The organism is Nocardia sp. NPDC059764, assembly GCF_042732555.1.
Taxonomy (GTDB): Bacteria; Actinomycetota; Actinomycetes; order Mycobacteriales; family Mycobacteriaceae; genus Nocardia.
In genome coordinates this window covers 1-24,820 of sequence record NZ_JBHWHH010000036.1, presented here as the reverse complement: position 1 = coordinate 24,820, position 24,820 = coordinate 1, and the positions used below count along the sequence as shown (strand labels likewise).

Here is a 24,820-nt window from a genome sequence, read left to right as displayed (position 1 = left end):
CGGAAGCCGAGGTGGCACGCGGGGGTACTCAGGGTTTGCCAGGGCGTTTTGGAATTGGCGCGCGGGTGGGCTAATGTTCTCTCTCGCAGCCGGACGGGCGGAGACGCCGGAACGGAAGCGATGCGGATGTAGCGCAGCTGGTAGCGCATCACCTTGCCAAGGTGAGGGTCGCGAGTTCGAATCTCGTCATCCGCTCAACACGACAACGAAAGTTGTTCTTGCGCACTAGATCTGGCGCACATTCCCGGGCATGTCGGCGCGAATTCGCGGTACCTTTGCAGGGTGACCATGTTGCTCAGCGCCTTCCACGACACTGTGCTCTCCCAGTATGATCTCGTGTCTGCCCCACTCGCCCAGCTCGGAAACCCGACCCCGGAGACTCCCCCGGTCGCGGACAAACTCATGAAGCTGGTTCGCTACTTCACCTGGTTCGTGCTGCTGTCGGGCGTCATGGCCATCACCTACGCCGGCGGCCGGTTCGCCTGGGAGAAATGGTCGGGCAGCGGGCTCGCCTCGCCGAAGATGGTGGCCGGCGCGATGATCGGCGGCATTGTCGCCACCAGCGCGGGCACCATCATGAACGCCGTCCTCTGACCCTCCCGCGCGTACAGCGCCGACTGTCGGTGGCCCCGGCTACGCTCGTCGAACAGACTGGCGAACACGGGTAGGGGCCGCCTTGACGACGAGCGACACACGCACCGCGCGCACCGTGCTGCGCGACGACCCGGCAGACGGGGTCGACTTCGGGCTGGAGCACGTCCACGAAGTCCTGGCGGGTCTCGCCGCCGAGGTGGCGGCCGACCGGCCCCGCGATGCCGAACTCATCACCTGCCGACTCGGACTCGATGGCGAGAACCCCGAAACGCTGACACTGCTCGGTGCGCGCTTCGGGGTCTCCCGTGACCGGGCCCGCCAGCTCTACACCCGTGCGGTCGGCACCATGCTGCGCCAGACCCTCGCCACCGGCCAGCCCGACCTGTCGGTATTCGCCCAGCGGTACCCCGTCGGCCACGGCGACGAACGCCTCGTGCGCGCTCTGCTCGCCGAAACCTATGCCACCGACGGCGATATCGCCGCCCAGGACTGGGCCTACCTGAAACTCCGGCTCGCCGGACACGACCTCCAGGACGCGAAACGCCTGGCGGGCTTCGTCTTCCAGCGCATCGCGGGCTGGCAGCAGAAGGGGCGCTGGCATCTACTGCCGGTGCCGGGGCAGGACGTGACCGGTGGAGCGCGGCGTGCGCCGGGCACCGCGGGCTCCGCAGCCGACCACCATGCGGCCGGCGCCGCAGGCGATCCGGCGACCACGGCAGCCACCGGTCGCGCGACCGATGCCGCAGGCGATCCAGCACCGGCACGACGAGCAACTCTCGCCGCCGGGGCCGCCGAGGATGTGACAGCCGATGCGGGAGACGATGTTTGGGCTCCGTGGCTGCGCCGCGTCGAATGGCCCGGCGGCGGGAGTCCGGAACCGCTGCCCAGCCTCCCGGCGGGCCGCCTCGACTACGACGACGACAGTCGCGGCCACATGTTCTCCGAAAAGCTCGGCCGCGAAGTGACTTTCGACACCGCGTTGCAGGCCCGCCTGCTCCGGCTGCTCGACACCAGCCCGCGGGTCGAGACCTTCCGCGAACTTCCCGTCGCCGTCACCTACGACCTCGACGGCAGTGAGCGCGTCCACTACCCCACGGCCGCAGCCACCTTCACCGACGGCCGCACCGTCCTCATCGACGTCTCCCCCCTCGCCCACACGGCACTGCACCCCCAGCGCACCCGCGCCGCCGCCTCCCGCGCGGCCGCCTTCACCCGCGGCTGGGGCTGGCTCACCTGGACCGGCAGCCGCCACGGCCTCCCAGAACTGCTGTCCCGCAAGGTGGACACCCACCACGAGTCCACCCTGATGAGTCGCCTCTCCCAAGGCCCCCTCACCTGGCCCGCCCTCGACACCTTCCGCACCGAGAGCGGGCTCACCCTCCTGGACCTCGCCGCCCTGGTCCACCGTCACGACTGGCAGTGGCACCGAGGTCCTTTCCGCCTCACCCGCTGACCCGCCGGGATCAGGGAGTGGGGGCGCCGAACCAGCGGGACAGGGCCGGCTGGAGGTCCTGTTGGTTCGATCCCGCCCAGGCGATGTGGCCGTCGGGGCGCAGGAGGATGGCGGGGGCCGGGAGTTGATCGCTGATGTCGACCACGTGGTCGACCCGGTCGGACCAGCCGGTGATCGAGAGGGTTCCGGTTTGATCGAGGAGAAGACCTCGAGCCTGGTGCATGTGTTCGTACAGGCGGCCGTTCTTCACAGCCACGTCTCGTTGGCGGCGGCCGATCAGGTCGTCGTCCGAGCCCAGGTCGTAGCGGATATTGAGGGCGGTGACCTTTTCGATGAGGTAGCGGTGAACGTCCTCGAACTCCATGAGTTCGGTGAGGATGCGGCGGATGGCTTGCTGGCCGGGGTCGAGGGAGGTCAGTTCGCTGGAGGCGCGGGCGGTGGTGAGGACATCGGCGGCCACGGGGCGGCGTTCGGATTCGTAGGTGTCGAGGAGATCGGCTGGGGCCCAGCCGGTTACGGCGGCGGCCAGTTTCCAGCCGAGGTTGACCGCGTCCTGGACGCCCAGGTTCAAGCCCTGGCCGCCGTTCGGGGGATGGATGTGGGCGGCGTCGCCCGCGAGGAAGACGCGATCCACGCGGTAGCGGTCGGCAAGGCGGGTGGCATCGCCGAAACGGGACAGCCAGCGCGGGGAGTGCGCACCGAAGTCGGTGCCCGCCAAGGCCCGAACCTGACGGGTGAGGTCCTCGAGGGTGGGTGGGGCGTCACTGTCCTCGGCCAGGCCGTCGGCGGGGGCGCCCAGGCGGTAAACGCCGTTGCCGAGCGGGACCGCGCCGAAGCGGCGGTGGGTCTTGTGCACCTCCATGACCGTGGCCATCACCTCGTCCTGCGGGGCGGTCAGTTCGACCTCGCCGAGCAGGGTTTCGAAGCGGGCTGGTTCGCCCGGGAAATCGACGCCCACCAGTTTGCGGATGGTGGAGCGGCCGCCGTCGGCGCCGACCAGGTAGCGCGTGCGCAGCGTGGAACCGTCGGCCAATTCGGCCGTCACGCCCGTCGCGTCCTGGGTCAGCCCGGTCACCAGCACGCCGTAGCGGATCTCCGCGCCGAGCTCGACCGCCCACTCGGCCAGCAGGCGATCGGTGATCGGCTGCGGCAGGCCGAGGACGAACGGGAACGAGCTGTCCAACGTCAACGGCTTCGACGGCACGATCCCGGCGAAGAAGGCGCTCGGGTCGTGCTGTTTGCCCAGCGCCACGAACCGATCCGCGACCCCGCGCTGATCGAGTACCTCCAGACTGCGCGCGTGCATCCCCATCGCCCGCACCACCTTGGTCGGCTCCGGATCGCGCTCCAGCACGACCACCCCGACCCCGTGTAACCGCAGCTCCGCGGCCAGCATCAACCCCGTCGGCCCGGCCCCGACAATGATCACATCGACCATGAACGCCCTCCTGATTTCCGCAGGTCATCGCCTTACGGTCGACGATTCTGCGGCATACCCGGGGCCTTGCCGCAAGCCCCCCACTGCGATATACGTTGAAGGGGGAGGGAAATTCGAACGCGCTCGTCTACTTCAGGACGAGTCCCGCCGCGATGAACGTCACGATCACCATGACCGCGAACCAGGTGATCAGCTGCCAATGCATGATCGCCGACTTCTGGGCCGCGACCGTCAGGCGCAAGGTGGCGTCCACGCGATTGTGGTCGGCGATGCGGCGACGGGTCTGGGCCAGGTCGTCGGCCTGCTGCTGAGCCGCGATCTCGGCGCGCTCCAGGCGATGGGTCAGGCGCAGCAGCTGTTTGGACTTGTCGCGGGTGGCCTTGCGGGCCAGGGCCAGCGCGGTGCGCTGATTCGTGAGTTCCTGACGCTGGCGTGCGATGACCGCGGCCTGCGTGCGGGTGTGGCGCTCCCAGTCGGTCACTGTCGCCCATCCTCCCGTGAGTTCGTCGCGGCAGCCGAACGCTATCTCCGCGGCCACCCAGCCCGTCACGAATTCGTCCAGTTCGCACGAGGTTTGGCGCGCCGACACTACACCGCCCGGACCGGCGGTCAGCAACCCGCCGGTCACCCGGTACTCGCGGCCCGCGGCGGCGAAATCGTCGAGACCCAGCGCGGGCAGCTGCGCGGTCCAGAACCCGGGCGGGCAGATCCAGAGGACTTCACCGCACCCGCCGGTCCGCAGCTCGGCCGTGATCAACCGGGCGCGCGTCAATTCCGGTGGCGCACTGGACACCTCGATGGCACAGGTGCGATCACCCTTGCGCCACAACACATCCACGGTGTGCGCGCCGATCACCGCACCCAGGCGCACGTCCTCGGCTCCGGCCGCGAGCAGCTGCCCGCGCAGCCAGAACTCCAGCCGTCGCACATCCCGGCGGCAGTCCGCGCAGTCGGCTTCCCGGCAGCGCTCCCCCGCCGCATGGCCCTTGCCCACCTTGGCCGGTGAATCCGTCACCGCCGCCGCGGGATTCGCGCGCTGAACCGGGTCGGCGAGAGCCACCGACCGGTCGCGCGGACCATCCACTCGCCTCATGCTCACAAGATCACCCCAGCCACCACACTCACCGCAGGGGCCGCTTCCGCCTCATCGGAAACCACCAGCCCTAGCCGTCACTTCCAGAGTGCCGCAGCGCGGGCACCCACCGGCAGGAAAGCGACCAGATTCGTTATCCAACCGGGAGCCGCGTGTGATCAAGCACGGCGCGGTTCGTAATCGTCGTCCACGATGCCGAGATAGATCTTGACAGGCCGCGCCCACCGGTCTGTCCGCGAGGCCCCCGGTGATGTCCGGGATGCCCGCTCGCGCCCCCGCCGCTACTCTTTCGAAATGCTCCCGCCGCAGTCCCCGAACCCGCAGCTCAGCGCGCTACACCCGACCCTGAGGGCGGCACGCGCCGCCACCTCGGTGGCGTTCGCGCTGCAGGGGTTCTTCCTGGCCGTCATCCTCACCGAACTTCCGCAGCAGAAGGACAAATTCGGGCTCACCGACGGCCTGATCGTCGCATCGGTCGCGATGATCTCGCTGCTGGCCGGCGCGGGCAGCATCACCGCCGAGCGGATCGCGCTGCGCTGGTCGAGCCGGACCGCGCTGCGCATCGGGCTGGCCCTGATCGCGGTGTCGGGTGTGGCCATCGCGGCCGCACCCAACAAGATCGCGCTCTTCGTCGCGCTGGCGGTGTACGGCATCGCGCTGGGCATCGTCGACGCCGGAACGAACATGCAGGCGGTGTTCATCCAGCACGGCTACGGCCGATTCGTCCTGGTGTCGTTCTACGCGGCCTGGAGTGCGGGATCGATCGCGGGCGCCTTGCTGGTGGCGGGGTTCGAGAGGCTGCACGTGCCGCTGTGGGCCACGATCCTGACCGCCGCGGCCGTGGTGGCGGCCGGGTGCGTCGCGGCGGGCCCGCGACTGCTGGGCACCGACGAGGCCGAAACCGGTCCGGCCGAACACGTCCCGACCAGTTCGGTGCCGGTCCGCGTCTTCTGGATCTTCGGCGCGGTGATCGCGCTCGCCTTCGCCATCGACCTGGCGGTCGGCAACTGGTCCGCGCTGTACCTGAAGGACGAACTGCTGTCCTCCTCCGCGACCGCCGCGCTGGCGCTGGCCGCCTACCAGGGCGCCTCGCTGATCGGACGCCTCACCGGCGACCTGTGGGTGCGCCGCTTCGGCCCGCGCACGGTGGTGCGGGTGGCCGCCGCCGTCGGCTCGGTGGGCCTGGTGATCGTGGTCGCCGCGCCGGAACCGGCCGTGGCCATCCTCGGATTCCTGGTCGCCGGAATCGGATTGCCGGTGATCGCGCCGCTGTGCTTCAGCGAGGCCGGGCAGCTCACCAGCGGGCGGGACCTGGACGCGCTCATCGCACGGCTCAACCTGTTCAACTACGCGGGCACGCTGGTCGGCGGCGCGGTGGTGGGCGTGGTCGCCGACGCCGCGAACATGCGGACCGGATTCACGATTCCGCTCGCCTTCGCGATCCTGCTGATCGGGTTCGCGCGGGTCTTCCACCCGCGCGCCACCACGCTCCCCTCGACCAGCGAACCCGCGGCGGAGCCTGCTTGACTGGAATCATGAGCGATGCCGTAGCAATCCGACCGGCGGTCACCGACGATGCCGACGAGCTCGCCGCCGTGGCCGCCGCGACCTTCCCGCTGGCCTGCCCGCCCGGATCCACGCCGGAGGACATGGCGGCGTTCATCGCGCAGGTGCTGTCGGCGGACCGGTTCCGCGAGTACCTCGGCGACACCGAGCGGTCGGTCCTCAAGGCGAACCTGCGCGGGAAGATCGTCGGCTACGCGCTGCTCAACACGATGCCGCCCGCGGACCCGCATGTCGCCGCCGCCGTCACGCAGCGGCCGGTGACCGAGCTCAGCAAGATGTACGTGCTGCCCGGCCAGCACGGCAACGGAGTGTCCGCGGCCCTGATGCGCGCCGCCCTGGAGACGGCGCGCACCGGCGGCGACATCGCGGTGTGGCTGGGCGTGAACCAGGAGAACGTCCGCGCCCAGCGCTTCTACACCAAACACGGCTTCACCGTGGCGGGCACCAAGACCTTCACCGTCGGCAGCCGGCTCCACCACGACTACGTCATGCTGCACAGGTTCTGACCCGCCGCCCGCGAGCGGCGACCGTACCGGCAACCGCCGACTCGGCATCGCCCGCGACCAATTCGACGTGGCGGCCCCGGAACCGCTGCCGCATACGGCGGTCGTGGGTGACCAGGACCACCGCGCCGGAGTAGCCGTCCAGGGCCTGTTCCAGATCCTCGACCAAGCTCGGGGACAGGTGGTTGGTCGGCTCGTCGAGCAGGAGCAGATCCACCGGATCGGTGACCAGCCGGGCCAATTCGACGCGGCGACGCTGACCGTAGGACAGCTCACCCAGCCGCAGGCCCAGGTCGGCCGGGCGGAACAGGCCCAGTGCCAGCAGCGCGTCGGCATGCTCGTCCGGATAGCCGGGACGGCCGGACGCGAACGCCTCCAGCACCGTTCGATCCGCCGGACCCGCCGTGTCCTCCTGCCGCAGATGCCCGACCCGGCCGCGGACCGTGACCGGGCCCGAGTCGGCGGTCAGCTCACCGGCCAGCAGCCGCAGCAGCGTGGTCTTGCCCGCGCCATTGGGCCCGGTCACCAGCAGCCGATCGGCCGCGCCGATCCGCAGCCCATCCAGACGCAGACGGCCCTGCACCACAACCGAACTCACCTCAGCGACCGGCGGCAGCGCCGCGCCCGCCGACAGCACCGACTCCTGCGGCTGCGGCGCGGCCGGCGCACCCGGGAGGGCCAGATCGGCGGTGAAGCGGAGCGGATCCGGGGGTGGGGCGACGGGATTCGTCGTCAGGCGGGACACCCTTTCCTTGGCGTTGCGGATGCGGGATTGCGCGCCGTGGCCGCGGCTGCGGGTCCGGAAGGGGCCCGCGGCGAAGACTGCCAGGGGGAGCTTGTGCGGGATCGCGTCCAGGCGTGCGACATTCGAATCCGCGAGGCGGCGGTTGCGGGACAGTTCGGCCCGCCAGCGGTCGTGCTCCTGTTGCCGGCGGTGGCGTTCGGCGGCCTTGGCGGTGAGGTAGCCGGCGTAGCCGTTGCCGTGACGGGTGACCGCGCCCGCGTCCACCTCGAGCACGATCCTGGTGATGCGCTCGAGGAAGACACGGTCGTGGGTCACCGCGACCACCGTGCCCGAATGCTCCCGCAGGTGACGTTCCAGCCATTCGACCGCGCTGTCGTCGAGATCGTTGGCGGGCTCGTCGAGCAGCAGCAGCTCCGGCGAGGAGGCCAGGGTCGCCGCCAGCGCCAGACGACGCCGCTGACCGCCGGACAGCGTGCCCAGCAGGCGGTTTCGATCCAGGTCCGGCAGGCCGAGGCCGTGCAGGGCCGCGTCGACCCGGGCGTCGACGGTGTAGCCGCCACGCGCCTCGAAGCGGGCCACCAGGTCGGTGTACGCGTCGAGCCGCCGGCCGAGCGGGCCCGGGGCGACGAGAGCGGCTTCGGCCGTGCGCATCCGGGACTCCAGGTCCCGGAAATCGCTGAGCGCCAGGTCGATCGCGTCGGCGACGGTGGCGGTGGGCGGCAGCTCCAAGGTTTGCTCCAGGTAGCCGATGCCGCCCGCCGCGTGCACGACGACGTCACCGTTGTCGGGCAGGTCGCGACCGGCGATGAGCCGCAACAGAGTCGACTTCCCGGCCCCGTTGTCGCCGACGATGCCGACCTTCTCCCCGGGCCGGATGGACAGGCTCACCTCGTCGAGCACCACGCGATCGGCGTAGCGCTTGGTGACGCCGGACAGAGTCAGCTGGGATACCGCGGAGGGTTGGAGGGTAAGCACAGGGGTCTCCTGTTCTGGCTCGCACACGAGCCGGATCGTGGGGGAACCCACGCGAAAATCGGTCGCCGACAGGCGAATACGAGCCGCTGACCAGCGGGTACGCGTGGGGAGGGAGTCGCGGCGGAGCAGGTGCTCAACGCGGCGACGCGATCACAAGAAAAGGAAACCGAAACCCATGAGGACTCGAACGGTAGCGGGGACGCGGCGGGGTCGTCAACCACTTTGATGTGGATCACAGACGGCGAGCGCCGGGCGGGATCACCCGCCCGGCGATCGACCGTGCTGCTCTCGTATTGTGAAGCGCCTTGTCAGGCCAACAGTTTCGCCTTCAGCGCGGCGATATCGCCGTCGGTCAGCTTCAGCCCGTCGCGCACGTAGCCGTCGAAGCTGCCGTAGCTCTTGGTCGCCTGGTCGAAGGCCGAGTCCAGCGCCGAGGCGGTCACGCCGTTGAGCATGTCGCCGGCGTTGGCGCCGCGGTAGTAGTTCGACAGCAGGTAGTCGTAGTAGACCGTGTCCTTGTCCACGCCCAGGAGGGTGAGCAGCACCGCCGAGGTCCAGCCGGTGCGGTCCTTGCCCGCGGTGCAGTGGAACAGCACGCCGCCCGGGTTGTAGGCGATGTCGCGCAGCACGTTCGCGAAACCCTCGTTCGCGCCGGGCGCGGTGATGAAGGCGCGGTACAGGTCGGTGCCCGCGGACAGGGTCGAGGCCATCACCTGCGGCGGGGCCTGGCCGATGATGTCGTCGTGGTGCTCGGTGGCCCCGGCGGGCACCTTGTCCTGACCCATCAACTGCTCGTAGCTCGTCCGCAGGTCGTGGATGGCGACCACGTTGTCGGCGGTGAGCTTCGCCAGATCGGCGTCGGTGGCCTTGCTCAGCTCGCCGGTGCGGAAGACCAGGCCGGTGCGCACGTTGTGGCCGTCGGCGGTGCGGTAGCCGCCCGCGTCGCGGGCATTGAGCACACCGGTCAGGCCGAGGGCCCGGCTGTCGGTGTTGACCAGCACGCTGCTGGTGGCGGCCGGCGGGTCGGCCGCGAAGGCGGGCGCCACCGCACCGAGGCTCGCGGACAGGGCGATGGTGACCGCCGCGGCGGCCTGAACAGCACGTTTACGCAAGGTGGTACTCCCTTCCGGGGCCGAAAACCGTCTTCGGCCCGGTTTTGGCTGACCACCGAAACTTATTACCCGTGCAAACTATGAAGGCCGCCGGGGTGGAGAAACGCCCGGGATCTCCGCTGGAAACCCCGGGCGGAACCGGATCAGGCGTGCACCGGAGCCTCGAAACGCGACAGCGCCAGCAGACGCGAGATCGCGCGCAGGTACTTCTTGCGGTAGCCGCCGTCGAGCATCTCCTGGGTGAAGATCTCGTCCAGCTTCGCGCCCGACACCGTCACCGGGATGCCGGCGTCGTAGAGCCGGTCGGCCAGCACCACGATGCGCAGCGCCACGGCCTGATCGGTGACCGGGTGCACGCCCGAGATGTACACCGCCGACACGCCGTCGATCAGCGCGCCGTAGCGCGACGGGTGCAGGGTGCTCAGGTGCTTCAGCAGCTCGTCGTAGTCGTCGAGCGTGGAATCCGGTGTGGCCACGGCCCGTTCGACCAGCAGCTCCTGCGAGGTCGGCTCCGGGGCGGGCGGCAGATCGCGGTGCCGGTAGTCGGGGCCGTCCACGCGGATCGGCTCGAACAGCGAACCCAGCTTCTTGATCTCGCGCAGGAAGTCCTGCGCCGCGAAACGGCCCTCGCCCAGCTGACCCGGCAGGGTGTTGGAGGTCGCCACCACCGAGACGCCGCGCGCGGTCAGCTCGGTCAGCAGCCGCGAGACCAGCATGGTGTCGCCCGGATCGTCGAGCTCGAACTCGTCGATGCACAGCACGCTGTTGGCCGACAACCGCTCCACCGCGTTGTTGAAGCCCAGCGCGCCAACCAGATTGGTGAGCTCACCGAAGGTGCCGAACGACTTCGGGTTCGGCACGCTGTGGAAGATCGAGGCCAGCAGGTGGGTCTTGCCGACACCGAAGCCGCCGTCCAGATACAGGCCGATGCCCTGCACCGGCTTCTTCTTGCCGAACAGGCTCTTCTTGTCCGCGGCCTTGCGCAGCTTGGTGACCTGATCAGCGAACAGTTCGGCCTTCAGCACCGCCGCGGCCTGCGACGGTTCCTTCGGATCCGGGATGTAGGAACCGAAGCTCACCTCGTCGAAGGTGGGCGGCGGAACCATCTGGGCCACGAGCTGGTCGGCCGGAACCTCCGGGTGGCTGTCGACGAGGCGTTTCTGCACTGCGTCAGCGTAGATCCGGCCCCGCGTGGGGCTTTACGCAGCATATGCCGAATGCGATTCAGCTCACAGAACCCATCCGCGCCCGAACCCGGATCGCCTCCCGCGCCCGACCCGGATCGCATCCGATGTCCAACGCGCCCGCACCCGAGGCTGAAACCGCGTGCCCGACCTGGCAGGCTGTAGCGCATGCGCTGGACTCGGGCCGCTCTGCTGGCGTCGACACTGACGGTATTGGTGACCACCGCCTGCGGGGCCGGGCCGTCCGACCGGCCCGCCGTCGCCGTGGAACATCCGCACCAGGCCGGTACCGCCCCCACCACCGCGCCCGCCGACACCGCCCCGCCCGCACCCGAGGTGCCCAAGGCGGAATTGCCGTGGAAGGACTGCACCACACCGACGTTCAATCTGCTCTCGCTCGGCGCGCCGCCGCAGGGACTGGTGCTCGAATGCGCCGAGTACACCGCGCAGATCGATATCGCGGGCAATGTGTCGGGCATCTTCAAGAACGCGGTGATGCGCGCCCGCTACGACCGGACACCCAAGGACGTGGCGCCACTGGTGCTGACCTCCGGCTCCGACCAGTCCTCCACCTCGACGCTGGCCGGACTGGCGGCCGGGTCCGCGAGCGCGCTGCTGGCCGCGCGACCCGTCATCGCGGTGGACCGGCGCGGCATCGGCAGCTCGGTGCCGGTCAGCTGCATGACCGACCCGCAGCGCCGGGTACTGGCCGACCAGGCCCAATTCACGCGCGGCACAACCGATCCCGTGGACGCCATGGCCACCGCCGGGCGCGAGGCCACCGTGGCCTGCCTGGACTTCCTGGCCCCGGGCCAGGGCCTCTACGACGCGCCGCACGCCGCCGACGACATCGAACAGCTGCGCAAGCAGTTGCAGGTGGACCACATCGCGCTGATGGGCACCGGCACCGGCGCGAACGTGGCGCTGAACTACGCGCGCAAGTACGGATCGCATCTGGGCCGGCTGATCCTCGACTCGCCCCAGGCCGTCGGACTCGACGCCAACGGGCGCGCCGAGCAGAAGGTGAAGGGCCAGGAGGCGGCGCTCACCGCCTACGCGCAGCGGTGCGCGTCCCTGAACTGCTCGCTCGGCGCCGATCCGCGCGCGACGGTCGTCGACCTCGCCACCCGGGCCGCCGCCGGGCAGCTGCCCGATCTGTCCGCCGCCGTATTCGTGACCACGCTGAGCGGATTCCTCGGCGACTCCCGCGCCCAGGGCAACCAGCAGATCACCGAATTCGCCGACGCCCTCACCGCTCTCGGCAAGGGCGACCGCGGCCCGATCACCCCGTTCGTGCTGCGCGCCACCGCCGCGATCGCCACCGACGGCCAATTCGTCAACCGCTGCACCGACAATCACGAGCCCTCCACCCCCGGCAAGGCCAAGGAACTCGAAACCGCCTGGGCCACCCACTATCCGGTGTTCGGCAAGGTCGCGGCCATCGACCTGATGGCCTGCTCGGCCTGGCCCGCCGCCACCCCGATGGCGCTGCCCGACAAGCTCACGCTCCCGGTCCTGGTCCTCGGCGGCAACGCCGACCCGGTCACCGGCCAGGACGGGCGGCCCACCGTCACCGGCGCCCTCGGCACCGCCGGAGCCCGCACCGCGACCGTCGTCTGGCAGGGCTGGGGCCACCCGACCTTCGCCCACTCCGGCTGCGCCCAGCAGTCCCTCGCCGACTACCTGAAGGAGGGCAAACTCCCCGCCGACGGCACCGCCTGCCCCGCCTAGGGCGCATCAAGCCCGGCCAGCACACCCATCGCCATCAGCCCGCCCAACGCGCCCGGCAGCGTTTCGTGTGCCGAGGCGGCAACTGATCGCGCAACGGTCGGGGTAGCTCCCCGGGTACGCCCAGAATCGGTTCGGCTCCCAACCGCCGGCACGGATGCGAGACGGCCGACGGCACCCAGCCTCCCGCAAAATATTCAGGGAGGCGGGGGAGGCGGCGCATGTGTGACGGGGCGTTTCGGTGTACCGTGCCCGAGTGTTCCTTCGCCAGCTCGAGCCCCGCACCGCTCGCACCACATCCGAAGTACTGAACTTCGCCCTGTGGCCGTTCGCGATACTCACGGTGCTGAACCGGGTGTTCATCAAGGCTGTCAACGGGTTCATCACCGACGACTTCCGTCCGGTGTACAACGCCTCGCTGGCGTTCCTCAACCATCACGCCATCTACGGCGAGAACTACGACACCACCGACCCCCACTACCTGTACCCGCCGAGCGGGACACTGCTGATCTCGCCGCTGGCCATCCTGGACCCGGAGAAGTCGCGGTGGGGGTTCATCCTGGTCAACGCGATCGCCATCCTGCTGGCCTGGTACCTGCTGCTCAAGCTGTTCGACTACTCGCTCAAGTCGGTGGCCGCGCCCGCGCTGCTGCTGGCCATGTTCGCCTCCGAGACGGTCACGAACACGCTGGTGTTCACCAACATCAACGGCTGCCTGTTCCTGTCGATGATGGTGTTCATCCACCTGATCCTGAAGCGCAAGGACCTGTGGGCGGGCGTGGCGCTCGGCCTGGCGATCGCGGTCAAGGGGCCATTGCTGGCGCCGCTGCTGCTGATCGCACTGGCCCGCGGGCAGTGGAAGGTGTTCATCACCGCGCTCGGAATCCCCGTGGTGCTCAACCTGATCGCCTGGCCGCTGATCGTGGACTTCGACCAGTTCTGGTCGCACACGCTGCCCTACCTGACCGAGTCGCGCGACTACTTCAACAGCGCGATCGTCGGCAACGGCGCCTACTACGGCGTCGCCGACTGGCTCGTCTGGGTCATCCGGATCGCCATGGCCGCCATCGTGGCGCTGACCCTGTGGCTGCTGTACCGCTACTACCGCGAGGACGAGGTGTTCTTCGTGTGCACCTCGGCGGGCATCATGATCACCGCGATGCTGCTGCTCGGCTCGCTGGGCCAGATGTACTACTCGATGTACCTGTTCCCGCTGCTGATGACCGTGGTGCGCCCCAACTCGGTGATGCGCAACTGGCCCGCCTGGGTCGCGGTGTTCGGATTCATGACCTACGACAAGTGGCTCTCGGACCGCTGGCAGCACCCCGGCCGCGTGGTCGAGTACCTGCGCACCACCTTCGGCTGGGGCCTGCTGCTCATCGTCGCGTTCTGCGTCCTCGGCGACCGCTACCTGGCCGCCAGGCGCGAGGGCCGGCTGCGGGTCGGCAAGTCCCTGGACCCGGCCTGGATGCACCCCGAATGGGCCGCCACCGAACCGGAACCGGTCGTCGCGCCCCGGACCAAGGCGGGCGCGGCGTACTAGCGTGGAGCCATGAGTTCCGACGCCGAACCCACCCCGACCGCCCTGCCGGTCCCGCGCATCCAGCTCACCCCGCAGGAATGGCGCACCAAACTGACCCCCGACGAATACCGCGTCCTGCGCGAAGCGGGCACCGAGCGGGCGTTCACGGGCGAATACACCGACACCGAGACCGAGGGCGTCTACTCCTGCCGGGCCTGCGGGGCCGAATTGTTCCGCAGCGCCGAGAAATTCCATTCGCACTGCGGCTGGCCGTCGTTCTTCGACCCGGCCGAGTCCGACGCGGTGGTGCTGGTGGAGGACAACTCCCTGGGCATGCGCCGCGTCGAGGTGCTGTGCGCCAGTTGCCACAGTCACCTGGGGCACGTGTTCGAGGGCGAGGGTTACCCCACGCCCACGGACAAGCGCTACTGCATCAACTCCCTCTCACTGCGACTGCAGCCCACGGAGCACTCCACCAGCTGAGCTCACCGACTGGCGGCGAGACCGCGCTCGGCCTTGGCCGCTTCCCGCGCCAGGATGCGGGCTCGCTGCTCCTCGAATCGGATGACGTCCTTCTCGAGGTTCTCCATGTACAGGCCCAGTTCCTCACGGGCCTTCTCGCCGCGCGCGGTGAAGTCGTCGCGCTCGAAGATCTTCCAGATCTTCAGCACCGGCCACAGGACCTCGTCGAGGTGCTGCCGCAAGTCGTAGATGCCGTGCTTGACCATGAGTACGCCGTTGCGACGCCAGTTCGGCATGCCGTGGCCCGGCATCGCGAAGTTCATCACCACCGAATTGATGCACTCGATGGCCTGGTCCGGTGCGAGGTCGATCGCGGCACCGGCGACATTGCGGTAGAAGATCATGTGCAGGTTCTCGTCCGCGGCGATGCGGGCGAGCAGGCGGTCGCACACCGGGTCCTCGCACACGCGGCCGGTGCTGCGGTGGCTGACGCGGGTGGCGAGCTCCTGGAAGGTGACATAGGCGACCTGGTCCATCACCCCGCCGAAACCCTCGGGCGCGTGCACGCCGCGGGTCATGTGCACCATGCGGTCGTGCTCGAGCGCCACCGGATCGACCGCGCGGGTGACGATCAGGTAGTCGCGCATGGCGATGCCGTGCCGGTTCTCCTCGGCCGTCCAGCGGCCCACCCAGGTGCCCCACGCGCCGTCCATCGAGAAGTTCTCGGCGATGGTGCGGTGGTAGGACGGCAGATTGTCCTCGGTGAGCAGGTTGGTGATCATCGCGACCTTGGCGACCTCCGAGAGCCTGGATTGCCCGGGCTCCCAATCGGTTCCGCCCATCGCGGCGAAGTTGTAGCCCTCGTCCCACGGAATGTAATCGTGCGGATTCCACTCCTTGGCGATGGCGAGGTGCCGATCGATATTCTGGCCGACGACCGGTTCCAATTCGGTCAGCAGCTCGAGTTGCGTCAATTCTTTCGCCATGCAAAGCCCTCCGATGTCGGTAGAGACAAACTTGCAGACCAATCGATCGCGCTCACAGTAGTCTGTCGGACTCCGAGGCCAATCGCGGTATCGGCGAGTCCGGTCGTCATTCGTTTCCGGACGAGTCCGCCATATCCGATATATCCGAGTTGTGCAGGTATATCGGATCCTTCCTGACCCAGCGCCGCCGCGAATGAGTCCACCCATACAGGCTAACGACCGGCAACCGACAGGTGTGGCTTCTCGAACCCGGCCAGTCGCGGGGAGATTGGGATACGGGGAGCACATGTTCGGGGGCGAAGGACAACCCTCGCCCGCAAACAAGCGCTACCGCGTCGACTCGACACGCGCGGGCCACACCCCTCGGGCGGCGCAGGCGGATCGGGTCGCACAAACGCTATGGGGTAGAGCGATGTCGCGCATGCCCCGAATTCTGCGGGCAGGCAGCGGGTTACCGCACGGCAATGACCGCCGCGGCAACCCGCCGAACACGTCAGGGCAGCGCGTTGATCAGCTGCTCGAGCTCCACACGCGGACCGGTGAAGAACGGAATCTCCTCGCGCACATGCCGGCGCGCCTCGGTGGCGCGCAGATCGCGCATCAGATCCACGATGCGGTGCAGCTCCGGGGCCTCGAAGGCGAGGATCCACTCGTAGTCGCCCAGCGCGAAGGACGCGACCGTGTTGGCACGCACGTCCGGGTAGTCGCGGGCGGCCTTGCCGTGGTCGGCGAGCATCTTGCGACGCTCCTCGTCGGGCAGCAGGTACCAGTCGTAGGAACGCACGAACGGGTACACGCAGATGTAGTTGCCCGCCTCCTCGCCCGCCAGGAACGCGGGGATGTGGGACTTGTTGAACTCGGCCGGGCGGTGCAGGGCGGCCTGGCTCCACACCGGGTTCGAGATCTGCCCCAGCTCGGTGACGCGGCGGAAATCGGAGTACGCGGCCTGCAGATCCTCGATCTTCTCCGCGTGCCACCAGATCATGAAGTCGGCGTCGGCGCGCAAACCCGCGACGTCGTAGATGCCGCGCACCACGACACCGCGCTCCTCGAGCGACTCGAAGAAGGCCGTGGCCTCCTTGATCGCCGCCGCCCGGTTCTCACCGAGCTCGCCGGGCTCCACCTGGAACACCGAGAACATGAGGTAGCGGATGGTGTCGTTGAGGGCCTTGAAGTCGAGTCGCGCCATGGCCCCATCGTGCCACTGCGCCCCCGACCGCCCGGAATCGGGCAGGACGGACAGCGGATTCAACGAGCGGTGGCCGCCCAGGAGGCGATGATGCGACGCAGGCCGTCGTGGAAGACGGCGTCGCTGGTCAGCAATTCGGTGACGGTGTCCAGATGGGTTGCCATGATCGGGAATTCATCGGGATCCAGGGCGGCCAGGCGGCCCCGGGTGGCGAGCTGAGTGGGTTTGCGGTCGCGGAACTCGACCAGGCTCGCGCAGCCCAGCGTGTAGAGGTAGCACTCGCGGTAGGCGAAGAACGACTGCTCCGGGGTCAGGCCGAGCGAGATGTTGTCGGCCAGTTGCGGTTCGGTGAGCCGAGCCAGGATGCGGCGGCCCACCCACGGGCGCGGGCCGCGCAGCAGGACCAGGCCCGGGTAGGCGGTCAGCAGGTCGTACCAGGCCGAGAAACGGCGCGCGGTGGACGCCGACCAGTCACCGGAGCCGGGCGGGACCTCGGGTAGGTCCAGGGCCAGGACGTCCGCCACGAGTTCGACCAGGCCGTTGAAATCGCCGCCGCCGCGGCGCACCACGGTGGTGTGCGAGACCCGCAGATGCGCGGCGATGGTGCGGAAACTCAGCTCGCTCGCGCCGCGGGATGCGATGATCTCCAACCCCGCGCGAGCGATCGCCTCGGGAGTCGCCTCGGCGAGCGACTGGGAGTTCCTGGGCATATATCCATCGTAAGTTACAGTGTAATCAGGGGGTCGATCGGCCCGGGGTTTCCCGCAAGCCGTGCGCGCGGAACGACGCGCCCGACCGGAAGTCCGACCAGATCGAGCGAAAAGAGCGCACGTGCAGTTGACCCATGCCGACGTGACAGCCGCGGCCGAACGGATCGCCGGGCACACCCGGCCCGTCGTCCTCGCCCAGGCGGACGCCGAGACCGTGCCGGTGGCCGGGAACGTGTGGCTGGCGCTCGAGCACATGCAGCACACCGGCAGTTTCAAGGCGCGGGGGGCCGCGAATTTCGTGCTGGCGCACCAGGAGCAGAGGCGGCTGCCGAAGGTCGGGATCACGCTGGCCTCCGGCGGGAACGCGGGCGTGGCGGGGGCATGGGCGGCGCGACTGGCCGATTCCACCGCCACGGTCTTCGTGCCCGACGCCACCCCCGCTGTCAAACTGGCCCGACTCCAGACGGTCGGCGCGCAGGTGCTGTGCGGCAACGGCGGATACGCCGAGGCGGCCGCCGAGTGTGAGCGGTTCGCGGCGGTCAGCGGGGCGCTGCGCTCCCACGCCTATGACGACCCGTACATCGCGGCGGGCGCGGGAACCCTCCTGGAGGAGATCGTCGCCCAGTTCCCGGACCTCGACACCGTGCTGGTCGCGGTCGGCGGGGGCGGGCTGCTCGCCGGAATCACGGTGTCCGCCAACCACCACGGCGTGCGGGTGGTCGCCGTCGAACCCGAGAACTGCCGCGCCTTCAACGCCGCCCTCGCCGCCGGGGCACCCGTCGACGTCGGCATCGACTCCATCGCCGCGGATTCCCTGGGCGCGCGCCGCGTCACCCCCATGGCTCTCTCCGCCGCCGCCGAAGGCGATGTCCAGTCCGTCCTCGTCACCGACAAGCAGATCGCTTCCGCCCGCCAAACTCTGTGGGACACGCGGCGACTCGCCGTCGAACACGGTGCGGCGACCGCCCTCGCGGCCCTGCTCTCGGGCTCCTACGTCCCCTCCCCCGGCGAGCAGGTCGCAGTCATCGTGTGCGGCGCGAACACCGACCCGTCAGACCTCGTCGCGCGGTAATCGCGTCAGGTCAGGTGGGCGGCGATGCGGGCGGCCGCCTTGCTGCCGCTGGCGGCGCAGGCGGGGACGCCGACACCGTCGAGGTACGCGCCCGCCAAGGCCAGGCCAGGGAGATCTGTTGTGGCGGAACGCAGGTCGAGGATGCGGGTGACATGGCCGGGGGCGTACTGCGGGAGGCCGCCGGGCCAGCGTTGAACGAACGCGTGCAGGGGGCGGATGTCGGCGCCGGTGACGGTGGCGAGGTCCTCGACCGCGGCGGTGGTGAGGGCTGCGTCGGACCAGGACTGGGTGGAGTCGTCGCCGAAGCGGCCGAAGGAGGCGCGGACCAGAGCCACGTCGCGGGCGGCCAGGTGGGGCCATTTGCGGCTGGAGAGGGTGAAGGCCTTGGCGCGCAAGGGTTCACCGGTGGCGACGAGGATGCCTGAGTTGTCGGGCAGGGCGGTGTCGGCGGGGAGGGTCAGAGCGACCACGGCCGAGGAGGCGAGTTCGATACCGGCGGCCAGGTCGGCGGCGTCGGGGGCCACCTCGCGCAGCAGGCGCGCGGTGACGGGGGCGGGGGTCGCGAGCACGACCGCGTCCACCCCGCCGATCGGGTCCAGCTGCCAGCCGGTCGCGGTGCGGGTGAGACGGGTTGCGGCGGTGCCGGTTTCGGACTTCACGTCGGCGGCGGCGCGCAGGGCGTCGAGCAGGACGCGGTAGCCGTCGCGGATGCCGCCGAACACCGGGGCCGTACTCGGGGGCGGGAGGGCCTCGGAGACGGCGCGGGTCAGGCTGCTCGCGCCCCGATCCAGGGCCGCGGCCAGGGTCGGCAGCGCGGCGCGCACGCCGATCGAATTCGCCAGGCCCGCATAGACTCCGCCGAGCAGCGGGTCGACGCTGCGGCGCACCACCTGCTCACCGAAACGGTCACCGACCAGGTCACCCACCGAGACGTCCGCGCCCGGCTTCCAGCGCAGCGGTCGCGCGGGCTCCGCCTCGACCTGGGCCAGGGTGTCCGCATCCACCAGTCCCGCAACCGATTCCGGAGCGGCGGGGATGCCCATCAGGGTGCGTTCGGGCAAGCGATGCCCGCGCCCCTCCGACCACACCAGGGGCCGCTTCCCCGCGGGGAACACGAGTTGATCCTCGATCCCCAATTCCCGCATCAATTCCGGGATCTCGGGCCGCCGCCCCACGAACGCCTCGGCCCCCAGATCCACCGGATCACCGTCGATGTCGACGGTCCGCAGAATCCCCCCGACGCGGTCGCGCTCCTCGACGAGCACCAGCTCCGCCGACTCCCCCAGGGCCTGCCGCAGCCGGTACGCGGCCACCAGCCCGCTGATCCCGCCACCGACCACCGCGACCCGCATCGACCACTCCTCGTCCGCTCGTCACCGCCGCGAACGCACAGCCCACGGCGCGCGACCCGCACCTCGACGTCGAGCCGCTCCGCAGCTCAACCTACTCCCGGCGTTCGGACGCGTCGGTAGCCGGTGCCTCGCCGACAGCACCCGTTCGCACGGGAACCAGGACACGGGAGGTCCCGGGAATCGAACCCGGCACCTCCCTCCCACCTGGAGGTTTACGCGTCAGAGCGGGGTCGGGAGGCTGTGGATCAGGGCGACGGTATCGGTGATGACCGACGGGTCGGTGTTGGGGAGGACGCCGTGACCGAGGTTGAAGATGTGACCCTTCGCACCGAGGGTGATCGCCTCGTCGGCCTCGCGGGCGATGCGGCGGACCTCGGCGTCGATGGCGGCCGGTCCGGAGAACAGCACGGCGGGATCCAGGTTGCCCTGCAACGCTTTTCCGGGGCCGACGCGGCGGGCGGCCTCGTTCAGCGGGATCCGCCAGTCGACGCCGACGACATCCGCGCCCGCTTCGCCCATGGCGCCCAGCAGTTCTCCGGTGCCGACACCGAAGTGGATACGCGGCACGCCCGCGTCGGCGATCTCGGCGAAGACCCGTTCCGAGTGCGGCATAACGTATTCGCGGTACTGGGCCAGCGACAGCGCGCCCGCCCACGAGTCGAACAGCTGCACCGCGTCCACGCCCGCGGCGATCTGCGCGCGCAGGAACTCGATGGTGATGTCGGTGAGCACGCCCAGCAGCTGGTGCCAGGTCTCGGGGTCGGCGAGCATCATCGCCTTGGTGCGCTCGTGGTTCTTGCTGGGCCCGCCCTCGACCAGGTACGACGCCAAAGTGAACGGGGCACCGGCGAATCCGATGAGCGGGGTCTCACCCAGGGCGTCGAGCAGCAGCTTCACGCCCGCGGTGACCGCGCCCACGTTCTCGGGGCGCAGCCGCGGCAGGGCGCGCACGTCGGCGACGGTGCGCACCGGGTCGGCCACGACCGGGCCGACACCGGCCACGATGTCGAGGTCGATGCCCGCGGCCTTGAGCGGAACCACGATGTCGGAGAACAGGATTGCCGCGTCGACCTGATGGCGGCGGACCGGCTGCATGGTGATCTCGCACACCAGTTCCGGGTCGAAACACGATTCCAGCATGCCGATTCCGGCACGCACCTCGCGGTACTCGGGCAGGGACCGACCGGCCTGTCGCATGAACCACACCGGACGCCGATGCGGCACGCCGCCGGTGGCGGCGGCGAGGAACGGGGCATCGGTCAGCTGGCGGCGGGCGTGAGTAGTCATCGCCGCCCATCGTAAAGGGGCGCGGCGGCGCGCCTCGCACTGCTGGGTACCCGAGAGGTCTACGGTTGCGTCTCGTGACACCGCTCGACTTCCGCGACGGCGCTGCCCCGACCCCGGAGCCCGAAGAACCAGCCCGGTTCCGCGCCGCGGTCGAGGCCATGGGAACCGCATCAGTGCATCCCCGCATCGAACTCGCACCGATCCGCCCGCCCCAACGCCTGGCCCCGTACTCCTACGCCCTCGGGGCGGAAGTCACGCGACCCGACAGCAATGTGGTGCCCGTCGACTCCGACGGGGACGCGTTCGGCCGCCTGATCCTGCTGCACGACCCGGCCGGGCAGGACGCCTGGCACGGCGTGTTCCGCTTGGTCGCGTACTGCCAGGCCGACATCGACTCCGCGCTCGCCGCGGACCCGCTGCTGCCCGAGGTGGCGTGGAGCTGGCTGGTCGACGCGCTCGACTCGCGCACCCCGTTCACCGCCCTGGGCGGCACGGTGACCGCCACCAGCTCGGTCCGCTACGGCGACATCGCCGGGCCGCCGCGCGCCCACCAGCTCGAGGTACGGGCCTCCTGGACCGTCACCGACACCAACCTGCGCCCCCACGTGGAGGCGTTCTGCGAGGTGCTGGCGTACGCGGCCGGGCTGCCGCCCGCCGGGGTCACCCGGCTGGACGTGCGCCGGGGCGAGGGCACCGAGTAGTTGCGGCCCCGGTCGCGCCCACCGATCGCCGAATTCCCGCCCGTCCGGGCGGGAAACCCCCTCTCGCCTGCGAGAACATCTGTACTGCAACGAAATCGACAGCCGATGAGTACGATTCCCCATGGCCCGACGCAGTGTCACGGCCGGTCGTTTCACCGACGTGACGCGGCTCGCCCTTGCCCAACCCGTAGAGTTCAAGACCATGTCCGTACCAGATGAACCCGAAGCCACTGCCGCGGTACCGTTGCTCGCGCCAGTGGACGGTGTACCGCCGGTACTGGACTCTGCCCTCGAAGTGGCCGCGGCCGCCCGCCGCCTCGCCGCCGGCACCGGCCCGCTCGCGGTCGACGCCGAGCGCGCCTCCGGCTTCCGCTACTCCAATCGCGCCTACCTGATCCAGCTGCGCCGCGAGGGCGCCGGCAGCTTCCTCATCGACCCCATCCCGGTCGACGGCGATCTGGACCCGCTCGCGGACGCCATCAACGGCCTGGAATGGGTCCTGCACTCCGCCGACCAGGACCTGCCCGGGCTCGCCGAGCTGGGGCTGTACCCGGCCGAACTGTTCGACACCGAACTGGGCGGACGCCTGGCCGGATACGAGCGGGTCGGGCTGGCCGCCATGGTCGAGAAGCTGCTGGGCCGCGAACTGAAGAAGGGCCACGGCGCGGCCGACTGGTCCACCCGCCCGCTGCCCGACGACTGGCTGAACTACGCCGCCCTCGACGTCGAGCTACTCCTCGAACTCCGCGCCGCCGTCGCCGCCGACCTGTCCGACCAGGGCAAATCCGAGTGGGCCGCACAGGAATTCGAGCACGTCCGCACCGCCGAGCCCTCCGGCCCCAAGGCCGACCGCTGGCGGCGCACCTCCGGCATCCACACCCTGCGCCGCACCCGCCAGCTCGCCATCGTCCGCGAACTATGGACGACCCGCGACCGCCTGGCCCGCCTGCGCGATGTGGCCCCGGCCCGCATCCTCCCCGACTCGGCCATCGTCTCCGCCGCCACCAGCGAGCCCAAGACCATCGCCGCCCTGCGCGCCCTGCCGATCTTCGGCGGCCCCCGCCAGCGCCGCTACTCCCGCGAATGGCTCGGCGCCGTCGAACGCGCCCGCGCCCTCCCCGACACCGAGCTCCCTCCGCTCACCCAGCCCTTCGACGGCCCGCCCCCGGTCAACCGCTGGGAACGCCGCGACCCGGCCGCCGCCGCCCGCCTGCAACGCGCCCGCGCCGCCATGACCGAACTCTCCACCGAGGTCGCGGTGCCCGTCGAGAACCTCCTCACCCCCGACCTGCTCCGCCGCATGTGCTGGGACGGCCTGCCCAAGTCCGTCACCAACGGCGAGGCCCCGACCCTCATCGAGGACTTCCTCTCCGCCGGCGGCGCCCGCCCCTGGCAGCGCGCCCTGACCGTGCCGCGCCTCAGCGAAGCCCTCTACCCGAAGGCGTAGTGGCGGCCGCGGTCGAGCCGACCCCTCCGCCCCCAGCTCTGCGGCCCAAATAAGTTGGGGCACATGGGTTTTCCGCTTCCTTCTTATCGCACGGGGCGCTCGGGATAGATTCTGCCGACCCCCACACCCGGAGGGGATGCGGAAGGAGCTCACACATGGCGAAGAAGAGCCGGTCGTCGCGACATATCGGCTGGGGCACAACGACTTTGGCTGTCGGCGCGGCGGTTACCGCACTGACCGCGCCCAGCGCCTTGGCGGACGTCGGCCCGATCGGGGTCCTGGCCTGCCCGCCGACTCCGACGGGGACACCGTGCGCGACGCCGGGGTCGTATGCCGTGGGACAGGCCTACACGATTTCCACGTCGTACGGGATCGCTTACGGACTCGACGGGGTGCAGGTCAATATCTACGTGGATGCCTTCGACAACGGAGCGTGCATCGCGGGCACCACCGCGACCGACATCGACGGGATCCACGACTACACGCACATCACCTGGGTGCCGACCACCCCGGGAACGCACAAGATCCGTGTGATTCAGGGCTCCGACTTCGCCGACACCACCGTCACCGTCGTCGCCGCGCCGGCCGGGTCGATCAGCGTCACGCCGCCCGCGCAAGCTGCCTGCCATGGGGACGGCACGATCTCCGGCAGCGCCGCGCTCCCCAAGATCGTTCTCCCCAGCCTGGGTAGTTCGCAGCTGTTCCCGACCGGCAGCGGCACCGGACTGTTCCCGACCGGCAGCGCCAGCCGTCGGTGATCCGGTCCCTCGGCTCGGCAGGGAGCCGAGGGACCCGGGCCGTCGCTCACCTGGTCTCAGGGGAGTTCTCAGTCCAGGAAGTTGGGTGGGCGGCGGTCACGGCGGGCGCGGACGGCCTCGTCGAAGTTCTCGGTGGTGAGGCGGACGTAGAGCTGGGCCATGCCCTCGGTCTGCATGTGGGATTCGAAGCTGCCGGCCTCCAGGCCGCTCCACAGCAGGCGCTTGGTGAGTTCGCCGCCGCTGCGGCTCCAGCGCAGGATCTGGTCGGCGGTGTCGTAGGCGGCTTCCAGGAGTTTGTCGCCGGGGACGACGCGGGAGACGATGCCGATGCGCTCGGCCTCGGCCGCATCGACGTCGCGACCGGTCAGCATGATCTCGAAGGCGCGGGTCGAACCGATGGCGCGCGGGAGCGTGTAGCTGATGCCGAGTTCGGCGGCGGTGAGGCCGTTGTTGATGCCCGCGGCGCGGAAGTACGCGTCCTCCGCGGCGATCCGGATGTCGGTGCCCATGGCCAGACAGAAGCCGCCGCCGATGGCCGCGCCGTTGATGGCGCTGATCACCGGCTGGTGCATGCGCTTGATCGTGAGCATCACATTGTCGAGCAGTTCCATCGAGCGGCGGCCGATGGTGGTGCGCGTCAAGCCCTCTACACCCGGCACCTTGCCCGCGTGCTGCAGATCCGCGCCCGAGCAGAAGCCGTGCCCGGCGCCGGTGAGGACGACCACGCGCACCTCGTTGTCGGCGGAGACCTCCTCGAGGGCCTCGCGCAGCGGCACCATGACATCGAACGCCATGGCGTTCATCCGCTCCGGCCGATTCAACGTGACCAGCGCGATCTGGGGACGTGGCTTCTCGACCAGCACAAACGACATCCGAACTCCTGACCAGAAAACTGTAACCTGTTACAGAATCTACGCGAGAAGTCCAGCTCCGCCTAGAAAAC

At 69.8% G+C, this 24,820-nt stretch carries 22 protein-coding genes and 1 tRNA gene; 12 read left to right on the top strand and 11 right to left on the bottom strand.

From position 1 onward, the window contains the following. The first annotated feature begins 122 nt into the window (after positions 1-122). The 3 genes from ACFV4K_RS10735 (at position 123) to ACFV4K_RS10725 (ending at position 2,047) form a co-directional block, all read left to right on the top strand. Positions 123-195 (top strand) — tRNA-Gly (locus ACFV4K_RS10735). 93 nt (positions 196-288) lie between these two features. After that, positions 289-594: a hypothetical protein gene (locus ACFV4K_RS10730; RefSeq protein ID WP_357094104.1), complete on the top strand. Its 306-nt coding sequence runs from the start codon at positions 289-291 to the stop codon at positions 592-594. Between the two features lie 82 nt (positions 595-676). Then, on the top strand, positions 677-2,047 hold the full coding sequence (locus ACFV4K_RS10725; RefSeq protein WP_379273877.1) for a hypothetical protein: 1,371 nt from the start codon (positions 677-679) through the stop codon (positions 2,045-2,047). Between the two features lie 10 nt (positions 2,048-2,057). Here ACFV4K_RS10725 and rox read toward each other — a convergent pair whose 3' ends face one another. Both rox and ACFV4K_RS10715 read right to left on the bottom strand, forming a co-directional pair. Then, complete coding sequence (gene rox / locus ACFV4K_RS10720; protein ID WP_379273876.1) at positions 2,058-3,485, bottom strand: rifampin monooxygenase; 1,428 nt, start codon at positions 3,483-3,485, stop codon at positions 2,058-2,060. Between the two features lie 127 nt (positions 3,486-3,612). After that, positions 3,613-4,578 (bottom strand): hypothetical protein, encoded by a 966-nt coding sequence (locus ACFV4K_RS10715; protein WP_379273874.1) that lies wholly within the window; start codon positions 4,576-4,578, stop codon positions 3,613-3,615. 294 nt (positions 4,579-4,872) lie between these two features. Between ACFV4K_RS10715 and ACFV4K_RS10710 the strand changes: the two genes are divergently transcribed. Together ACFV4K_RS10710 and ACFV4K_RS10705 are read left to right on the top strand one after the other, a co-directional pair. After that, positions 4,873-6,105: an MFS transporter gene (locus ACFV4K_RS10710; RefSeq protein ID WP_379273872.1), complete on the top strand. Its 1,233-nt coding sequence runs from the start codon at positions 4,873-4,875 to the stop codon at positions 6,103-6,105. 8 nt (positions 6,106-6,113) lie between these two features. Beyond that, complete coding sequence (locus ACFV4K_RS10705) at positions 6,114-6,650, top strand: GNAT family N-acetyltransferase (RefSeq protein ID WP_379273871.1); 537 nt, start codon at positions 6,114-6,116, stop codon at positions 6,648-6,650. Here ACFV4K_RS10705 and ACFV4K_RS10700 read toward each other — a convergent pair. The 3 genes from ACFV4K_RS10700 to zapE form a co-directional block, all read right to left on the bottom strand. Then, positions 6,631-8,367: a TlrC/CarA/OleB/SrmB family ABC-F type ribosomal protection protein gene (locus tag ACFV4K_RS10700; RefSeq protein ID WP_379273869.1), complete on the bottom strand. Its 1,737-nt coding sequence runs from the start codon at positions 8,365-8,367 to the stop codon at positions 6,631-6,633. The genes ACFV4K_RS10705 and ACFV4K_RS10700 overlap by 20 nt on opposite strands. A 308-nt stretch (positions 8,368-8,675) precedes the next feature. Continuing rightward, a complete protein-coding gene (locus ACFV4K_RS10695; RefSeq protein ID WP_379273867.1) occupies positions 8,676-9,479 on the bottom strand; it encodes a tyrosine-protein phosphatase in 804 nt (267 codons plus the stop codon). A 143-nt stretch (positions 9,480-9,622) separates the two neighbouring features. Then, a complete protein-coding gene (gene zapE, locus ACFV4K_RS10690; RefSeq protein ID WP_379273865.1) occupies positions 9,623-10,645 on the bottom strand; it encodes a cell division protein ZapE in 1,023 nt (340 codons plus the stop codon). A gap of 186 nt (positions 10,646-10,831) precedes the next feature. Between zapE and ACFV4K_RS10685 the strand changes: the two genes are divergently transcribed. The 3 genes from ACFV4K_RS10685 to msrB all read left to right on the top strand — a co-directional run bounded on the left by ACFV4K_RS10685 (position 10,832) and on the right by msrB (position 14,396). Then, positions 10,832-12,394, top strand: a complete 1,563-nt coding sequence (locus tag ACFV4K_RS10685; protein ID WP_379273863.1) for an alpha/beta hydrolase — start codon at positions 10,832-10,834, stop codon at positions 12,392-12,394. A gap of 253 nt (positions 12,395-12,647) precedes the next feature. Next, positions 12,648-13,934, top strand: a complete 1,287-nt coding sequence (locus ACFV4K_RS10680; RefSeq protein ID WP_379273861.1) for a glycosyltransferase family 87 protein — start codon at positions 12,648-12,650, stop codon at positions 13,932-13,934. A 9-nt stretch (positions 13,935-13,943) separates the two neighbouring features. Next, complete coding sequence (gene msrB / locus ACFV4K_RS10675; RefSeq protein WP_379273859.1) at positions 13,944-14,396, top strand: peptide-methionine (R)-S-oxide reductase MsrB; 453 nt, start codon at positions 13,944-13,946, stop codon at positions 14,394-14,396. A 2-nt stretch (positions 14,397-14,398) separates the two neighbouring features. Here the strand turns inward: msrB and ACFV4K_RS10670 are convergent, their stop codons facing one another. The 3 genes from ACFV4K_RS10670 to ACFV4K_RS10660 form a co-directional block, all read right to left on the bottom strand. Further along, positions 14,399-15,361, bottom strand: a complete 963-nt coding sequence (locus ACFV4K_RS10670) for an acyl-ACP desaturase (RefSeq protein WP_379273857.1) — start codon at positions 15,359-15,361, stop codon at positions 14,399-14,401. Between the two features lie 493 nt (positions 15,362-15,854). After that, positions 15,855-16,550: a hydrogen peroxide-dependent heme synthase gene (gene hemQ, locus ACFV4K_RS10665; RefSeq protein ID WP_357283138.1), complete on the bottom strand. Its 696-nt coding sequence runs from the start codon at positions 16,548-16,550 to the stop codon at positions 15,855-15,857. Between the two features lie 59 nt (positions 16,551-16,609). Beyond that, positions 16,610-17,260, bottom strand: coding sequence for a TetR/AcrR family transcriptional regulator C-terminal domain-containing protein (locus ACFV4K_RS10660; protein ID WP_379273855.1), 651 nt, complete (start codon positions 17,258-17,260; stop codon positions 16,610-16,612). Positions 17,261-17,381: 121 nt separating this feature from the next. On the opposite strand from ACFV4K_RS10660, the gene ACFV4K_RS10655 reads away from it, so the two are divergent. Continuing rightward, positions 17,382-18,332 (top strand): serine/threonine dehydratase, encoded by a 951-nt coding sequence (locus ACFV4K_RS10655; protein ID WP_379273853.1) that lies wholly within the window; start codon positions 17,382-17,384, stop codon positions 18,330-18,332. Positions 18,333-18,337: 5 nt separating this feature from the next. Here ACFV4K_RS10655 and ACFV4K_RS10650 read toward each other — a convergent pair whose 3' ends face one another. Further along, positions 18,338-19,684, bottom strand: coding sequence for a protoporphyrinogen oxidase (locus ACFV4K_RS10650; protein ID WP_379273851.1), 1,347 nt, complete (start codon positions 19,682-19,684; stop codon positions 18,338-18,340). Between the two features lie 219 nt (positions 19,685-19,903). Next, on the bottom strand, positions 19,904-20,971 hold the full coding sequence (gene hemE, locus ACFV4K_RS10645; RefSeq protein ID WP_379273849.1) for a uroporphyrinogen decarboxylase: 1,068 nt from the start codon (positions 20,969-20,971) through the stop codon (positions 19,904-19,906). A 74-nt stretch (positions 20,972-21,045) separates the two neighbouring features. On the opposite strand from hemE, the gene ACFV4K_RS10640 reads away from it, so the two are divergent. The 3 genes from ACFV4K_RS10640 to ACFV4K_RS10630 all read left to right on the top strand — a co-directional run bounded on the left by ACFV4K_RS10640 (position 21,046) and on the right by ACFV4K_RS10630 (position 23,877). Beyond that, the gene (locus tag ACFV4K_RS10640) at positions 21,046-21,672 is read left to right on the top strand and encodes a DUF3000 domain-containing protein (RefSeq protein ID WP_357093771.1); all 627 of its coding nucleotides are present in this window, start codon (positions 21,046-21,048) and stop codon (positions 21,670-21,672) included. A 202-nt stretch (positions 21,673-21,874) separates the two neighbouring features. Continuing rightward, entirely contained in the window at positions 21,875-23,119 is a 1,245-nt protein-coding gene (locus tag ACFV4K_RS10635) for an HRDC domain-containing protein (RefSeq protein ID WP_379273847.1), read from the top strand. A 155-nt stretch (positions 23,120-23,274) separates the two neighbouring features. Beyond that, the gene (locus ACFV4K_RS10630; protein ID WP_379273845.1) at positions 23,275-23,877 is read left to right on the top strand and encodes a hypothetical protein; all 603 of its coding nucleotides are present in this window, start codon (positions 23,275-23,277) and stop codon (positions 23,875-23,877) included. A gap of 68 nt (positions 23,878-23,945) precedes the next feature. Here the strand turns inward: ACFV4K_RS10630 and ACFV4K_RS10625 are convergent, their stop codons facing one another. Then, positions 23,946-24,749, bottom strand: a complete 804-nt coding sequence (locus ACFV4K_RS10625; RefSeq protein ID WP_379273843.1) for an enoyl-CoA hydratase — start codon at positions 24,747-24,749, stop codon at positions 23,946-23,948. Between the last annotated feature and the right edge of the window lie 71 nt (positions 24,750-24,820).

Bases quoted from the DNA above. Each gene is read 5' to 3' on its own strand.
- ACFV4K_RS10730 (WP_357094104.1), top strand. From the start codon at position 289: ATGTTGCTCAGCGCCTTCCACGACACTGTGCTCTCCCAGTATGATCTC.
- rox (WP_379273876.1), bottom strand. From the start codon at position 3,485: ATGGTCGATGTGATCATTGTCGGGGCCGGGCCGACGGGGTTGATGCTG.
- ACFV4K_RS10715 (WP_379273874.1), bottom strand. From the start codon at position 4,578: ATGAGGCGAGTGGATGGTCCGCGCGACCGGTCGGTGGCTCTCGCCGAC.
- ACFV4K_RS10710 (WP_379273872.1), top strand. From the start codon at position 4,873: ATGCTCCCGCCGCAGTCCCCGAACCCGCAGCTCAGCGCGCTACACCCG.
- ACFV4K_RS10705 (WP_379273871.1), top strand. From the start codon at position 6,114: ATGAGCGATGCCGTAGCAATCCGACCGGCGGTCACCGACGATGCCGAC.
- ACFV4K_RS10685 (WP_379273863.1), top strand. From the start codon at position 10,832: ATGCGCTGGACTCGGGCCGCTCTGCTGGCGTCGACACTGACGGTATTG.
- msrB (WP_379273859.1), top strand. From the start codon at position 13,944: ATGAGTTCCGACGCCGAACCCACCCCGACCGCCCTGCCGGTCCCGCGC.
- ACFV4K_RS10670 (WP_379273857.1), bottom strand. From the start codon at position 15,361: ATGGCGAAAGAATTGACGCAACTCGAGCTGCTGACCGAATTGGAACCG.
- hemQ (WP_357283138.1), bottom strand. From the start codon at position 16,550: ATGGCGCGACTCGACTTCAAGGCCCTCAACGACACCATCCGCTACCTC.
- ACFV4K_RS10660 (WP_379273855.1), bottom strand. From the start codon at position 17,260: ATGCCCAGGAACTCCCAGTCGCTCGCCGAGGCGACTCCCGAGGCGATC.
- ACFV4K_RS10650 (WP_379273851.1), bottom strand. From the start codon at position 19,684: ATGCGGGTCGCGGTGGTCGGTGGCGGGATCAGCGGGCTGGTGGCCGCG.
- hemE (WP_379273849.1), bottom strand. From the start codon at position 20,971: ATGACTACTCACGCCCGCCGCCAGCTGACCGATGCCCCGTTCCTCGCC.
- ACFV4K_RS10635 (WP_379273847.1), top strand. From the start codon at position 21,875: ATGTCCGTACCAGATGAACCCGAAGCCACTGCCGCGGTACCGTTGCTC.
- ACFV4K_RS10630 (WP_379273845.1), top strand. From the start codon at position 23,275: ATGGCGAAGAAGAGCCGGTCGTCGCGACATATCGGCTGGGGCACAACG.
- ACFV4K_RS10625 (WP_379273843.1), bottom strand. From the start codon at position 24,749: ATGTCGTTTGTGCTGGTCGAGAAGCCACGTCCCCAGATCGCGCTGGTC.